At 65.3% G+C, this 14,243-nt stretch carries 15 protein-coding genes; 10 read left to right on the forward strand and 5 right to left on the reverse strand.

Annotated elements, in window-relative coordinates:
- Positions 1 to 184 precede the first annotated feature (184 nt).
- Positions 185 to 370, forward strand: coding sequence for a hypothetical protein (locus WDB86_RS18505; RefSeq protein ID WP_330628288.1), 186 nt, complete (start codon positions 185 to 187; stop codon positions 368 to 370).
- Between the two features lie 222 nt (positions 371 to 592).
- On the opposite strand, the gene WDB86_RS18510 is transcribed toward WDB86_RS18505, so the two are convergent.
- From WDB86_RS18510 to WDB86_RS18520, 3 genes are all read right to left on the reverse strand, one after another.
- A complete protein-coding gene (locus WDB86_RS18510; protein ID WP_330628287.1) occupies positions 593 to 1,642 on the reverse strand; it encodes an alpha-hydroxy acid oxidase in 1,050 nt (349 codons plus the stop codon).
- 115 nt (positions 1,643 to 1,757) lie between these two features.
- On the reverse strand, positions 1,758 to 2,972 hold the full coding sequence (locus WDB86_RS18515) for an oxalate decarboxylase family bicupin (protein ID WP_339110090.1): 1,215 nt from the start codon (positions 2,970 to 2,972) through the stop codon (positions 1,758 to 1,760).
- Positions 2,973 to 3,594: 622 nt separating this feature from the next.
- Positions 3,595 to 4,437, reverse strand: a complete 843-nt coding sequence (locus WDB86_RS18520; protein ID WP_330628285.1) for an aldo/keto reductase — start codon at positions 4,435 to 4,437, stop codon at positions 3,595 to 3,597.
- 528 nt (positions 4,438 to 4,965) lie between these two features.
- Here WDB86_RS18520 and WDB86_RS18525 point away from each other — a divergent pair.
- The 9 genes from WDB86_RS18525 (at position 4,966) to WDB86_RS18565 (ending at position 12,743) form a co-directional block, all read left to right on the forward strand.
- Positions 4,966 to 5,754 (forward strand): SDR family oxidoreductase, encoded by a 789-nt coding sequence (locus WDB86_RS18525; RefSeq protein WP_341485561.1) that lies wholly within the window; start codon positions 4,966 to 4,968, stop codon positions 5,752 to 5,754.
- Between the two features lie 99 nt (positions 5,755 to 5,853).
- Entirely contained in the window at positions 5,854 to 6,249 is a 396-nt protein-coding gene (locus tag WDB86_RS18530; protein WP_339110086.1) for a VOC family protein, read from the forward strand.
- Between the two features lie 49 nt (positions 6,250 to 6,298).
- Positions 6,299 to 6,829, forward strand: coding sequence for a hypothetical protein (locus WDB86_RS18535; protein ID WP_341485562.1), 531 nt, complete (start codon positions 6,299 to 6,301; stop codon positions 6,827 to 6,829).
- On the forward strand, positions 6,826 to 8,406 hold the full coding sequence (locus tag WDB86_RS18540; protein WP_341485563.1) for a GMC family oxidoreductase: 1,581 nt from the start codon (positions 6,826 to 6,828) through the stop codon (positions 8,404 to 8,406). The genes WDB86_RS18535 and WDB86_RS18540 overlap by 4 nt, the downstream gene beginning before the upstream one ends.
- Positions 8,407 to 8,457: 51 nt before the next feature.
- On the forward strand, positions 8,458 to 8,889 hold the full coding sequence (locus tag WDB86_RS18545) for a ribbon-helix-helix domain-containing protein (RefSeq protein WP_341485564.1): 432 nt from the start codon (positions 8,458 to 8,460) through the stop codon (positions 8,887 to 8,889).
- 329 nt (positions 8,890 to 9,218) lie between these two features.
- Positions 9,219 to 10,256: a thiosulfate ABC transporter substrate-binding protein CysP gene (cysP, locus tag WDB86_RS18550; RefSeq protein WP_330628279.1), complete on the forward strand. Its 1,038-nt coding sequence runs from the start codon at positions 9,219 to 9,221 to the stop codon at positions 10,254 to 10,256.
- A 115-nt stretch (positions 10,257 to 10,371) separates the two neighbouring features.
- Positions 10,372 to 11,229, forward strand: a complete 858-nt coding sequence (gene cysT / locus WDB86_RS18555) for a sulfate ABC transporter permease subunit CysT (RefSeq protein ID WP_330628278.1) — start codon at positions 10,372 to 10,374, stop codon at positions 11,227 to 11,229.
- A gap of 3 nt (positions 11,230 to 11,232) precedes the next feature.
- Positions 11,233 to 12,033: a sulfate ABC transporter permease subunit CysW gene (gene cysW / locus WDB86_RS18560; RefSeq protein WP_339110083.1), complete on the forward strand. Its 801-nt coding sequence runs from the start codon at positions 11,233 to 11,235 to the stop codon at positions 12,031 to 12,033.
- Entirely contained in the window at positions 12,030 to 12,743 is a 714-nt protein-coding gene (locus tag WDB86_RS18565) for an ATP-binding cassette domain-containing protein (protein WP_341485565.1), read from the forward strand. Before cysW ends, WDB86_RS18565 begins: the two co-directional genes overlap by 4 nt.
- A gap of 96 nt (positions 12,744 to 12,839) precedes the next feature.
- Here the strand turns inward: WDB86_RS18565 and WDB86_RS18570 are convergent, their stop codons facing one another.
- Positions 12,840 to 13,346: an ATP-binding cassette domain-containing protein gene (locus tag WDB86_RS18570; protein ID WP_406737115.1), complete on the reverse strand. Its 507-nt coding sequence runs from the start codon at positions 13,344 to 13,346 to the stop codon at positions 12,840 to 12,842.
- Entirely contained in the window at positions 13,241 to 14,173 is a 933-nt protein-coding gene (locus tag WDB86_RS18575) for a LysR family transcriptional regulator (RefSeq protein ID WP_341485566.1), read from the reverse strand. Before WDB86_RS18575 ends, WDB86_RS18570 begins: the two co-directional genes overlap by 106 nt.
- Between the last annotated feature and the right edge of the window lie 70 nt (positions 14,174 to 14,243).

A 14,243-nucleotide genomic window follows, 5' to 3' on the forward strand; every position in this document is an offset into this window, starting at 1 on the left:
CGGCTTATGGCTCGGGGGCTGTGGCGATAAGCGGGCGCTGTGGAAAGTGATTTTGTCGGGTTTAAATGCCCGACAAAACGTATCAACTATTTGGTTTTGTTGACTTTTATTTTTGTCTTCCCTAGGGTCTGCCCATGACGGGCGCAGCGCAAACTCTGCCCCATGAGCACAAAGGGAACACATCATGAGCAAGTCCTGCGCCGATTGCGCCTTCTTCGAAGATCACAAAACCAATGCGGCGGCCGCCACCAGCGAGGATGCGGGCCTGTGCCGTTTCAACCCGCCGGTCTCGCAGCCCGCAGCCTCGGCGCATGGTCTGTGGCCGGTGGTGAAAACCGATGACTGGTGCGGCCATTTCGAAGCCGAATAAGGCATGGCCGACCAAGGGCGGGGGGCCGGTCCTTGGCCCGCAGCCTATTGAGGGGGCCATCCATGACAAAGAGGGCAGCCTGTTCGGGCTGCCCTCTTCTTTGGAGACAATGAAATCGGCTTTTCGCTTTTCTGACTGTTTTTGTCAAGATAAGTCCCGTCGAAATGTTCCGCCTCCGGAAGGGGCTGGGGAAGGCGCTGGGGAAGGCCCCGGAACGGGCGGTCAGGCAGGCATGGGCCAGAGATGGATGGGGCCGATCTCTTCGGGGCGGGCGCAGCCCATCAGCCCCATCGTGACGGCAAATTCATCCTTCAGGCGGCGCAGCGCCCTGGCCACGCCCATCGCGCCCTCCAGCGCCAGCGCATAGAAGAAAGGCCGCCCCACCAGCACCGCATCCGCCCCCAGCGCGCGCGCGCGAAAGACATCCTCGCCCGTGCGGATGCCGCCATCCACCAGCACAGGGGCCTGCCCCAGCGCCGCGCGGATCGCGGGCAGCGCGGTGGCGGTGGCAGGCAGCCCCTCCAGCACGCGCCCGCCATGATTGGACACGATCACCCCCGCACAGCCGCAGGCCATCGCCTGCCGCGCGGCCTCGGGGGTCAGCACCCCCTTGGCCAGAACCGGCACCGTCGAGCGCGCGCAAAGCTGTGCCAGCCCCTCCCAGCCGGAGGACTGCGCGAGAATGGCGGCAACTGTCGGGGCGGGCGGGGGCTGTGGGACGGGCGGCGGCAGCGCATCCAGCATCACCGGTCGCAGATCCTCGGGCAGGCGGAAGCCCGCCGCGATTTCGCGGTTGCGGATCCCGTTGAGCGGCGCATCCATCGTGACCACCAGCGCCGTGGCACCGGCGTTGAGCGCGCGCAGGGCCAGCTGCTGCGTGGCCTCGGGATCGGGCTGGAGATAGATCTGGAACCAGAACGGCGCGGGGGCGATCTCCTCGGCGGGTTGCGTGCTCTGGCATGACAGCACAAACCCCGCCCCCTGCGCCGCCGCCGCGCGCGCCATACCGGCTTCGCCATCGGGATGGGCAAGGCGCTGATAGGCCATCGGGGCGATGAGCACCGGCATCTCAAGCGGCGTGCCCAGCAGCGACAGCCCGCAGTGCAGCGCCGGAATCTGCCGCCCGATCTGTGGCCGCAGAAGAGACGCGCCCCATGCCGCGCGGTTGCGGGCAATGGCCGCCCCGTCTCCGGCCCCGCCCGAGATATAGGCATAGGCGGGCGCGGACAGGACCGGTCGGGCCAGATCTTCCAGTTCATGCAGCGCGGACATGGCGACCCCTTGGATGGCTGGGAATGGGACGGGGCCGTTATAGGGGCATGCGGGCAGGGCGGAAAGCCCCTGCCCGCATGGCTGCGCCCCCCCCTTCGGGGAGGGCACCTGTGGGTCAGTTGGTGTTTGCCTGACGCGCGACAACCGGCTGTTTGGTGCGGCGCAGCGCGGCCATGAAGGTGTCATCAAGGTTGAGATGGGCGCGCACCAGCGCCTCGGGGGTCAGGGCAAGCCATTGATTGAGCGAGATATCGGCGTAATGGTCGCTTTTGAACATTTCAAGGAAGCGCAGCGGCGTATCGCCGGTATTCTCGATATAATGCCCCATCGCGAAGGGGATATAGCCGACATCGCCTGCATGGATGTCGAAGGTGCGCGCATTGCCATTGGCCCCGAACACGCCCATCCGGCCGGTGCCTTCCAGATAATACTGCCATTCGTCATTATTGGGATGCCAGTGCAATTCGCGCAGCGCCCCCGGTTCCAGCTCGACCAGAGCGGCGGCGATGCTTTTGGAGACCTTGAAATTGCTGGAATCGGCAATGCGCACCGTGCCACCGGGCGAGGTGATCGGCTCTTGCGCCAGCAGCTTGTGGCTGAACGGGTTGGGCACCGTGCTGGCGCCTTTCGGGCGCACGCTGTCCAGCGCGTCGGGCACGGTCGAGGCAAAGATATATTCGTCGGAAGGGGCGGGCAGCGTGTTGAAGGTGCTGGCTGCAACGGCGAAGTTCTTGGCCAGAATATCCTTGGGAATATGCTGCATCCAGTCGCTCAGCAGGAAGGTGCTGTTTTCGTCGAAATCGCCATCATCGAAGGCCAGCAGGAATTCGCAGCCATCCGGCCCCAGCCCCTGGATCGAATGCGGAATGCCGGGCGGGAAATACCACAGATCGCCTTCGCTGACATCATCGATGAAATAGCGCCCCTCGGCATCGATTGCGGTGATGCGGGCCTTGCCGAAGGTCATATAGGCCCATTCGGCTTCCTTGTGCCAGTGCAGTTCGCGGATGCCGCCCGCCTGAAGCCGCATATCGACACCGGCGATGGTGGTGGCCACCGGCAGTTCGCGCTCGGTCACCTGATTGGTCCAGCCGCCGCTGCCATAGCGCACATGGGCATCGCCAAAGGGGAAGCGCAGATTGGGCAGGGTGCCGTTATCGGTTTTCGGCGGGTTCATCAGCTGCGGGTTGTCGTTGTTGATGACCGGATTGCGCGGGCCGGGATCGTCCCGTCCGGCATTGGGCACCGTATCGGCCAGAGCGCCCGAGGCGACAGCAACGGTTGTAAACATGCCGGTGGCCACAAAGGCCCTGCGGGTAACATCGTTCATCCTATTCCTCCATCTGGAAATCTGCCGGATGCCCCGCTGCGGGCGAAGGCAGGCCGACGGGCAAGTGGTGACCCAGACCGAGTTTATAAGCAAGCTTATGAGTGGGGCATTTGTTGTGCAAAGAGTGAAAGTGAAGTCGCGTGAGCTGCGCGCGATCAGTTCAACCTTTGCGGGTAACGCGGGCGTGACGCGGGTGTGACGGGGCCGCTGTCCCCGCGCCTTACGCGATGGTGCAAGATGCGCAGACCTTCAGGGTCGGGCAAGGGCGCGCTGCCCGATATCAGACAAGAGCTGGTGCCGGATGATCCATGCCTTTGACCCGCCGCCCGTGCGGCCCCGTGCCGCCTGTGGCCGCCCGTGCGGCCCCGTGCCAGCCCCGCTTTCGTGCGAGATCTGCCGATAATCGGCGCTTTAAACTACGAATGGCTGCTGGATCTGGTGGCCGGTGACGATCGGCGCGGCGCTATGATTTCCGGCGTGCGGGCGGGGCGTGAGACCCCGGCCGGTGGGGCGGGCCGAATACGCCCTTGCGAAGAAGGGGGGGCGACTGCGCCGGCGGGGGGCTTGCCCCTGCCGGACAGCCCGCAGCCCCGCCCGGAACGGAGCGGGCAGGGCCTGCGGATCAGTGGCCGAACGTGTCGGCATCCGTCAGGCTGCCATCCTCGCGGCCCAGCCCGTTCAGCACGGCAAATTCCGACTCGGTCAGGGTGAAGCCGAAAATGTCGAGATTTTCCGCCTGACGACGGGCATCTGCCGATTTCGGCGTGGTGACAAAGCCGCTCTGGATATGCCAGCGCAGCACGACCTGCCCCGTGCTCACGCCATGCGCGCGGGCGATCGCCACGATGGCGGGGTCATCCAGCAGCGCGCCCGCACGGCCCAGCGGGCTCCAGCTTTCGGTGGCGATGCCTTTGGCCTCGTGCAGTTTCACCAGATCCTCGCGGCGGTGATAGGGGTCCTGCTCGATCTGGTTGAGCACCGGCACCATGCCTGCGTCAAACAGCTTCTGCAGATGGGCGGGTTTGAAATTCGACACGCCCGCCGCGCGGATCTTGCCCGCCTCGACCATCTCCAGAAGTCCCTCGAAGGCCTCCACATAGCGGTCCTGATCGGGGTTGGGCCAATGGATCAGCATCAGGTCGATATAGTCGAGCCCCAGCGTTTTCAGCGCGCGGTCGGTGGCCTCGCGCACGCCCTCGCGGCTGTGCCATTTGCGGTTGAATTTGGTGGTGACGAACAGCTCTTCGCGCGCCACACCCGAGGCCCTGAGCCCTTCGCCCACGCCCGCCTCATTGCCGTAATTCTCGGCGGTATCGACCAGCCGGTAGCCCGTTTCGATGGCCTGGGCGACGGCACGCGCGCTTTCACGGTCATCCATCGGCCAGGTGCCCAGCCCGAGACGCGGCATCTCGACGCCATTGGACAGCCGCAGGGTCGGGGCGGGGGGGATCACTGTCTTGCTCATGGAAAACTCCTTTCAAGGATCGTTACCGATCCGCAATGGAGGGGAATCTAGGAGAGTTTCCCCGATGATCCAAGGCCGCAGCGGGGGGGCTCGCGCAATTGCGAGGCGGTGACGTTCCGGCAGGCCGAGGCCGGATGTGCGGTTTTGCAAGGGCCGCAAGGCACTGAAAATATGCGATATTCTTGGGGCCTTCTGGCGCGGTTCGGGCGGGGTTGTGACCACAAGCACATTACTCTGCGCGCGGGCGCGGCCCTCGCGGCCCTTGGGGGGCGATAGGGCGTTTGGCAACGGCTCTGCGGCCGTCTGGCACAGGCAGGCCCTTGCGCGATTTGCGGGGTTTTACGGCATTCTGCCTGCAAAAGCGGCGTTTGCGGCGGTTCTGCGGCTTTGGCGTCCCCCCACGCGATCGTGAACACAGGTAGTAACCGGATGCTACCTCCTGCCTGCGGGGCCGTCCCAGACTGGGGCTCCGGCGGCGCGCGTTCCTGAGGGCCTGCCCCGCCGGACAGGTCAGGAGGAGGACCAGACATGCCCAAAACCACATCACGTTCGATACTCGTCACCGGTGCCGCCCGCGGGATCGGCCGCGCCATCGCGCTGCGTCTGGCGGAAGACGGCCATGATGTCGTGATCAACGATATTCCCGCCAATAGGGCGGCGGCCGAGGCCGTGGCCGCCGAGATCCGCAGCCTTGGCCGCAGATCCGGCACCGCGATTGCCGATGTTTCGGACCCCGAAGAGGTGCGCGCGATGGTGGCCGAGACGGTGGCCGCGCTCGGGCGGCTGGACGGGCTGGTCGCCAATGCCGGTATCGCGCATATCCAGGGGTTGCTGGACCTTGATATCGCGGATTGGGACAAGGTGATGAATGTCAATCTGCGCGGCGTTTTCCTGTGCTATCAGGCGGCGGCACGGCAGATGGTCGCGCAGGGCGGCGGCGGCAAGATCATCGGCGCGGCCTCGATTGTGGCCTATCGGCCCTTCGCGCTTCTGGGGCCGTATTCGGCCTCCAAATGGGGGGTGCGCGGGCTGACGCAGGCCGCTGCGATGGAATGGGCCAAATATGGCATCACCGTGAACGCCTATTGTCCGGGGATCGTCGGCACCAATATGTGGGATCTGATCGACGAGAAACTGGGCGCCGAGGAGGGGCTGGCCAAGGGCGAGGCGCTGCGCAAATATGCCGGTTCGATCATGCTGGGCCGCGTGTCCGAGCCGGAAGATGTGGCCAAATACGTCTCGTATCTGGCCTCGGATGATTCCGATTACATGACCGGCCAATCGGTGATGATCGACGGCGGCATCCAGTTTTCGTGACGCCCCGATCGGGATGCGATGCGGCGCTGTGGCCCGAACCGGCCGCAGCCTCCGTCAAGGGTGGCAACGCCTTGGAAACAAACAGACAAGCGAGGGAATATGGCGAAATTCGTCCATAGTATGATCCGCGTGACGGACGAGGCGCGCGCGGTGGCGTTTTACAGCACGGCCTTCGGGCTGGCGGTGGCGGACCGGCTGGAATTTGACGATTTCACGCTGGTCTATCTGTCCAATGCGGACAGCGACTTCGAGCTGGAGCTGACCATCAACAAGGGGCGCCGCGCGCCTTATGATCTGGGCGATGGCTATGGTCATGCGGCTTTCGTGGTGGAGGATCTCGAGGCCGAACATGCCCGTCTGACAGCCGAGGGGTTCGCGCCCCGCCAGATCGTCGATTTCAAGAACGGGACCGGGCGGGTTGCGCGCTTCTTCTTTGTCGCGGACCCTGACGGCTACCAGATCGAGGTGATCGGGAAAGGAGGCCGCTTCAGATAGGATAGGAGGACCGGCGTAGGAGGCGCCGGATTTCGGGAGGAGGAACCCAATGAAAACGAAGAATAAAAACGTGTTGCTGGGCAGCACGTCAACGGCGCTTGTCGCGGCGGTGTTCGGCAGTGCCGCACCGGCCAATGTCGGGCAGGGGCTGGGCCGGCATGAGTCAAGCCGCATCATCTTGTTGCGCATGTTGCGGGTGATGTTCCCGCACCCGTCCTTCAGCGATGCCCCTTACGAGCGCTGCGCCAAGGCGCTGATTGCCGATGCGCGCCAGACGCCCGGACAGAAGATCGCCTTTGCGGCGGCGCTCGACAATCTGGCCGATGAGGGCTTTGCCGATCTGGGCGATGACGCGGCGCTGGCCTATCTGCGCAAGATCGAGAAAACCGGCTTTTTCCAGCTTGTCCGCGCCAAGGCGGTGGTCACGCTTTATGACGATGCGGAGGTCTGGCAGGCGCTTGGCTATGAGGGCGCGAGCTTCGATCAGGGCGGTTACATCAACCGCGGGTTCAACGATCTCGACTGGCTGCCCGAGCCACGGATCGAGGAATATGACGGGCAAGAGGGAGGCCAGCCATGACACAGCCGAAGCTGAAAGAGATCGCACTGGATGAAGAGGCCGTGGTCATCATCGGCTCGGGCGCGGGCGGCGGCACGCTGGCCTATGAGCTGACCCGTCAGGGGATCGCATGCGTGGTCCTTGAGGCGGGACCCCATCTCAGGCCCGAGGACTGGATCAATAACGAATGGGAAGCCTTCAACCAGATGGCGTGGCTGGACCCGCGCACCACATCGGGCTCGTGGCGGGTGGCGCGCGATTTCCCCAATCTGCCGGCATGGATCGTGAAGGCCGTGGGCGGCACCACCACCCATTGGTCGGGCGCCACCCCGCGCTTCAAGGCGCATGAGTTCAGGGCCGCCTCGACCTATGGCGCGGTCGAGGGGGCTTCGCTGCTGGACTGGCCGATTACGCTTGAGGAGATGGAGCCCTATTACGACCGCGCCGAGAAGGCGATGGGCAGCACCCACCGGCACGGGCGTCCCGCGCTTCCGGCCAATAACAATTACAAGGTCTTCGCCAACGGGGCCGAGCGCGTGGGCTACAGGATGTATGCCACCGGCCCCTATGCCACCAATGCCGAACCCTATGACGGGCGTCCGGCCTCGGTGCAGGACGGGTTCAACTTTCAGGGCGACAAGAACGGCTCCAAATGGTCCACCCTTGTGCGCGAGATCCCCCGCGCGCTGGAGACCGGCCTTCTGGATCTGCGCCCCGACAGCACCGCCATCCGCATCACCCACGGCAAGGACGGGCGGGCGGATGCGGTGATCTATATCGATGGCGCGGGCCATCTGCAGCGGCAGGCGGCGCGGGTGGTTTGTGTTGCGGGCAATTCCATCGAATCCGCGCGGCTGCTTCTGCTGTCGGACAGTCCGCGCTTTCCGACGGGGCTGGCCAATGGATCGGATCAGGTGGGGCGCAACTATATGCGCCACCTCACCGGCTCGGTCTATGCGCGCTTCGACAAGCCCGTGCGGATGTATCGCGGCGAGACGATGGCGGGGATCATTGCCGACGAGAGCCGCTTTGACCCCGCGCGCGGCTTTGTCGGCGGCTATTATATGGAGACCATCGCGCTGGGGCCGTCTTTCCTTGCGGCCTTTGTCGAGCCGGGGGCCTGGGGGCCGGAATTTGCCGCGATCATGGAGGCTTATGCCAATACGGCGGGCATGTGGATCGTGGGCGAGGACATGCCGCAGGCCGGCAACCGCGTGACGCTTTCGGGCACGGTGCGCGACCAGTGGGATCTGCCGGTGGCCAATGTGCATTTCGACGACCATCCCAATGATGTCGCCATGCGCGACTATGCCTATGCCCATGCCGAAAAGCTCTATGAGGCGGTGGGCAGCACCGGCACGCATCGCACGCCGCCTTACCCTTCGACGCATAACCTTGGCACCCTGCGCATGAGCGCACGGCCCGAGGAGGGCGTTGTGGACCGCAATGGCCGCGCGCATGAGGTCGCCAATCTCTTTGTCTCGGACGGGTCGCAGATGACCACGGGGGCGGCGGCGAACCCGACGCTGACCATTGTCGCGCTGGCCATGCGTCAGGCGGATTATCTGGCGGGCGCGCTGAAACGCGGCAACCTGTAACGCGGGTCGGGCCATCCGGCCCGCCGCTTTTTGCCAAGGGAGGACAGGAAGATGTGCAAGCTTTTCGTCGGAGCCAGATCCGATCTGTGGGAAAGCCAGACGCGGTCGATCCGCATGGAGGGCATGGTGACCTCGGTCCGGCTGGAAAAGGCGTTCTGGATGGTGCTGGAGGAAATCGCCGAACGTGACAGCATGAATGTGCCGCAGCTTCTGCATCAGCTTTATAATGAAAGCCTTGATGAGGGTCATGATATCGGCAATTTCACCTCGTTTTTGCGGGTCTGCTGCCTGCGCTATATCGACCTGCGATTACACGGGCTGGTCCAGCAGACGATCGAAGGCTCGACCCTGCCGGTCGAGGAGGTGCTTGACCGCGAGGGCGAGATCCATGCCCGCCGTATGGCCCGCAGTCTTGATCGCAGTCTTGATCGCAGTCTGGATCGGGGGCTGGCCCGCCTTGGCGGGGCCGACCGCGCGCATTGAGCCAGGCCGAAAGGGGCCTTCGCGGGGCGGCCTTGCGGCGCAGGGATCTGGCGGGGCCCCGAGGCGGGACCGGCTTGCGGCAGGATGCAGGTGGCAGGGAGGAAGACGGCAGGGAAGGGCGGCAAAGGCCCGCACGCGCCTGTGACCGGCCTGCGAGCCGCGATGCCCCGCGCGAGATTCCGTTTCGATTGCTTTGCCTGACGCGGAACATATGGTGCGGTTTATGATCCATATTGGGTGATTTTCCTTATATACGCGGCATAACTTGCGTTAATTCGGGAAAATCTTTTTATAGGCGGCATTCACCCTTCTGCGAGTTGGAGCCCGATATGATCCTGCCGAAAGTCTTTGGCGCGCGTTCCCTGCGCGCTGTTCCGCGTGGCCTTGCGGCCCTGACGCTTGTGCTTTGCGGCTTTGTCAGCCCCGCCGCGGCGCAAGACCGCGAAATTCTCAATGTCTCTTATGATATCGCGCGCGAACTCTATGCCGCGCTCGATCCCGTGTTCATCAAGCAATGGCAGGACACGCATGGCGAAAGCCTCGAGGTCAAGCAAAGCCATGCCGGTTCCTCCAAACAGGCCCGCGCCATCTTGCAGGGCCTGAAGGCCGATCTGGTGACCTTCAATCAGGTGACCGATGTGCAGGTGCTGGCCGATCGGGGCTTTGTCGACAAGGACTGGCAGCAGGCCCTGCCCAATAACGCCTCGCCTTATTACTCGCTGCCCGCCTTTCTGGTACGCGGGGGCAATCCCAAGGGCATCAAGGACTGGGATGATCTGGTGCGCGACGATGTGAAGATCGTCTTCCCCAATCCCAAAACCTCCGGCAACGGGCGCTATACCTATCTGGCCGCCTATGCCTATGCGCTGGACAAATTCAACGGCGATGATGCGGCGGCGCAGGATTTCGTGCGCAAGATGCTGAAAAACGTCGTGGTTTTCGATACCGGCGGGCGCGGGGCCACCACCAGCTTTGTCGAGCGCGGTCTGGGCGATGTGCTGATCACCTTCGAGGCGGAGGTCGAGAATATCCGCGCCGCCGAAGCCCCCGGTGCCTATGAGCGCGTGGTGCCGAAAGTGTCGCTGCTGGCAGAATTCCCCGTGGCGCTGGTGCGCAAGGTGGCCGAGGAAAAAGGCACCACCGATGTGTCGGAGGCCTATCTGAACTTCCTTTATTCGCCCGAGGCCCAGCGGATCATCGCCTCGTTCAACAACCGCGTCCACGACCCTGAGGTGGTTCGGGAAACGGCGGATAAATTCCCCGAGGTGCGGCTGATCAAGGTCGAGGATGTCTTCGGTAGCTGGGACGAGGCCCAGAAGACCCAGTTCGGGGATGGCGGCACGCTTGACAGGCTGATGCGCCGCTGATCCTGCCCGATAGGCCCCGCCCGTGCATCCTGCAGGGGCGGGGCTTTGCCCTTGGGCGCTGTGCCCCCCTACGCTGTGCCCCCCCCATACGCTTTGTCCCTCTGAAAGGTCTGCGATGCTGCGCGCCCGTTCTGCCCCCCGAAGCCGGTCTGCCCCCCATATCCTGCCCGGATTCTCGCTTTCGCTGGGGGTCTCGGTGCTGTTTCTGTGCCTGATCGTGCTGCTGCCGGTCAGCGGGCTGTTGTGGAATCTCGGCAAGCTCGGCCCTGCCGATTATCTGCAGGTCATGGGCTCGGAGCGTGTGCTGACCGCGCTGCGGGTGACCTTTACGGCCGCCGCCGCCGCGACGGCGGTCAATGCGGTCTTCGGGCTGCTTCTGGCATGGGTGCTGACGCGCTACCGCTTCCGGGGCAGGGGGGTGATGGATGCGCTGGTCGATCTGCCCTTCGCACTGCCCACGGCGGTGGCGGGCATCGCGCTGGTGGCGCTTTATGACAAATCCGGCTGGGTTGGCGGGGTGCTCGACAGGATGGGCCTGCAGGTGGCCTATACGTGGTGGGGCATCGTGATTGCGATGATCTTCACCTCGATCCCCTTTGCCGTGCGCGCCATCCAGCCCGCCATCGAAGAGCTGGACCCCGCCGAGGACGCCGCCGCCCTGACGCTGGGCGCAAGCCCGTGGCAGCGGTTCCGGCTGGTGGCGCTGCGCCCGCTTCTGCCCGCGATCCTGACCGGCACGGGGCTGTCTTTCGTGCGTTCGCTGGGGGAGTTCGGCGCGGTGATCTTTATCGCCGGAAACCTGCCCTACAAGACCGAGATCGCCTCGCTGCTGATCCTGATCCGGCTTGACGAGTTCGATTATCCGGCGGCGGCGGCGATTGCGGGCACGCTGCTGGCGGTGTCGCTGGTGCTGCTGGCGGTGATCAATATCGCCCAGACCCGTCTGCAATCCTATCTGCGCGTGGAGGGCTGATCCGTGGCACGTCGTTTTCTGATCGCCGTGGCGATGCTGTTTCTGGCCGCGATGGTGGGCCTGCCGGTGGCCGCCATCTTCTACCGCGCCTTTGCCGAGGGCTGGGGCCGGTATGTGGCCGCGATCCTCGACCCCGAGACGCTGGCCGCGATCCGGCTGACGGTGGTGGCCGCGCTGATCGTGCTGCCGCTCAATATCGTCTTCGGGGTGGCCAGCGCATGGGCCATCGCGCGCTACCGTTTTCCGGGGCGGCGCATCCTGCTGGTGCTGATCGAGATGCCCTTTGCCGTCTCGCCGATCGTGGCGGGGCTGTGCTTTCTGTTGATCTATGGCGCCTATGGTCCGGTGGGCGCGCTGCTGGAGCCCTTGGGGGTGCAGCTGATGTTCAACCTCACCGGCATTGTGCTGGTGTCGCTTTTCGTAACCTCGCCTTTCGTGATGCGCGAGATCCTTCCGGTGCTGATGGTGACGGGCGAGGACGAGGAAAAGGCCGCGCTGACGCTGGGCGCGAATGGCTGGCAGATCTTCCGCTTCGTCGTGCTGCCCAATATCTCGTGGGGGCTGGCCTATGGCACCGTGCTGACAATGGCGCGGGCGATGGGCGAATTCGGCGCGGTCAGCGTCGTCTCGGGGGCGATCCGTGGCGAGACGATGACCCTGCCGCTGCAGATCGAGCTTCTCTATAACGACTATAACGCGACCGGCGCGTTTGCGGCGGCGACGGTGCTGACGGGGCTGGCGCTGGTGACGCTGGCGCTGCGCGGCCTGCTGGAACGTTTCGGCCCGAGGAGGGCACATTCATGAGCTTCGACATTCACGATATCCGCAAATCCTTCGGCGGGACAGAGGTGCTCAGGGGCGTCTCCCTGAGCCTGCAGAAGGGCGAGTTCATCGCCCTGCTGGGCCCGTCCGGCTCGGGCAAGACCAGCCTTCTCAATATCGTGGCGGGGCTTGCGCATGCCGATGCGGGGCGGCTGGTGATGGACGGGCGCGATATCACGCGGCTGCCTGCGGGCCAGCGCCATTTCGGCATGGTGTTCCAGAGCTATGCGCTGTTCCGCCATATGACGGTGGCGGAGAATATCGGCTTCGGGCTGCGGGTCATGAAGAACGGGCCGTCGCGCGCCGAGATCGCCATGCGGGTGCGCGAGTTGCTGGAGATGATCGAACTGCCCGATCTGGGCGCGCGCTATCCGGCCCAGCTGTCGGGCGGTCAGCGCCAGCGGGTGGCGATGGCGCGGGCGCTGGCCCCGCGTCCGCAGCTTCTGCTGATGGACGAGCCGTTCAGCGCGCTGGATGCCGAGGTGCGGGTGGCGCTGCGCGATCAGGTGCGCGCCTTGCAACGCCGCGCCGGTGTGGGGGCGATCATGGTCACCCATGACCGCGCCGAGGCCGATGCGCTGGCGGACCGGATCGCGATCATGGATCAGGGGCTGATCACCCGGATCGAGACGCCCGCACCTGTTGTGGCGCCCGCCGTCGCACCCGTTGTGGCGCCTGTTGTGGCACCCTGAACCGCCTCTCCTCTGTCCTGCAAAGGGCCGCTCGGGCGGGCAATCATGCGCCCCCGCCAAGCAGCAGCAGATCGGGGCGCACAGGCCGCGCGCGGATCAGGGCTGCGCGCTGCGCCTGCCCCTTTGACAGGCTCGGCGCGCGCACTGTCGCATAACGGGCCATCTCCAGCCGGTAAGCCTTGTGCCCTTCGGGACGGACAGCCCCGCGATCACCCGCAGCAGGCTGGTTTTTCCGGCACCGCTCGGGCCGCACAGGCGCAGGGTCGTGCCCGCGCAAACCCGCAGGTTCAGGCTCTGGAAGCGCGGCGCGGCGCGCCCTGTCCCCCGCCAGAGCGCAGGGTGATCTTGGTGCGGTGGCCTACCTCTGCGGGTAGGAAACGGTGGGGTTCGATCAGCGTCATGGCGCGCGGAGTGACGGCTTTTGCCACCAGCGTTCAGTGGCGTCGGGTGGCGTCCATTGGCGGCAGGCTGGGTGGGGGCCGGGGCCGCGGGCGCGCTCAGGGCAGAGGGCGCGGGATTGCAGGTTGGGTTGCAGGTCGGGTTGCGGGTTGGGCTGCAGGTCTGGTTGCGGGGCGGGCGGTCTCCAGAAGCTGCCCGCGCCACGCCCGGAAGGCGGCGGTGGCATAGCCCTTGCGGCTGGCCAGACAGGTCTCGACCGGCCCCAGCGCAAGGCTGTTCACCGGCCCCAGATGGCCCAGCAGACCGGCCACCGATTGCGGCATCACCGACAGGCAGCTTCCGGCGACCGTGCAGGCATACATCAGGTGATACGAGCCCACCTCCTGCACCTGCGCCTTGCGCCCTGCCTGATGCAGCCAGTCCTCGCCATAGCGACGATAGCTACAGCCCTGCGCGAAGGCGGCCAGACGGTCAAGCCGCAGATCCTGCGCGCTTTGCACCGGCGGGTGATCGGGCGGCAGCAGCAGCCGCAGATCCTCGCGGTAGAGCGGGCAGAGATCGAGATCCTGCATTGGCCCCCAGCCTTCGGGCGGGGCCGCCACCAGCGCGCAATCCACGCGGTTCGCGCGCAGCGCCGCCAGCAGGGGCGCGCTTGGCGCGGCCGAGATTTCCAGCGCCACGTCCGGCCACGCGCTGGCAAATGCCGCCAGCGGCGCGGCCAGACGGCTGGCCAGCGCGGCCTCCATCGCCCCCAGCCGCAGCCGCCCGCTCGGGCTGTCGGGATGCAGCTGCTGGCGGGCCTCCTGCGCAAGCCCGAGGATCTGCTCGGCATAGGTCAGAAAGAGGCGCCCCTGCTCGGTCAGGCCCATCCGCTTGCCGTCGCGGTCAAAAAGCGCCACCCCCAGATCGCTTTCAAGCTGCTGGATGCGGGTGCTGATATTGGAGGGCGCGCGCCCCAGACGGGTGGCGGCGCGCGTCACGCTCTGTTCGGCAGCCGTGGTGCGGAAAATGTCGAGCGCGGCCAGATCCATTGCGGTCTCCCCCTTGTTAATGCGCGGTTAGTATTCTCTAATACGAAACGAAAGTAAAATATGATTCCTG

The organism is Thioclava sp. GXIMD4215 (assembly GCF_045291555.1).
GTDB lineage: Bacteria > Pseudomonadota > Alphaproteobacteria > Rhodobacterales > Rhodobacteraceae > Thioclava > Thioclava litoralis.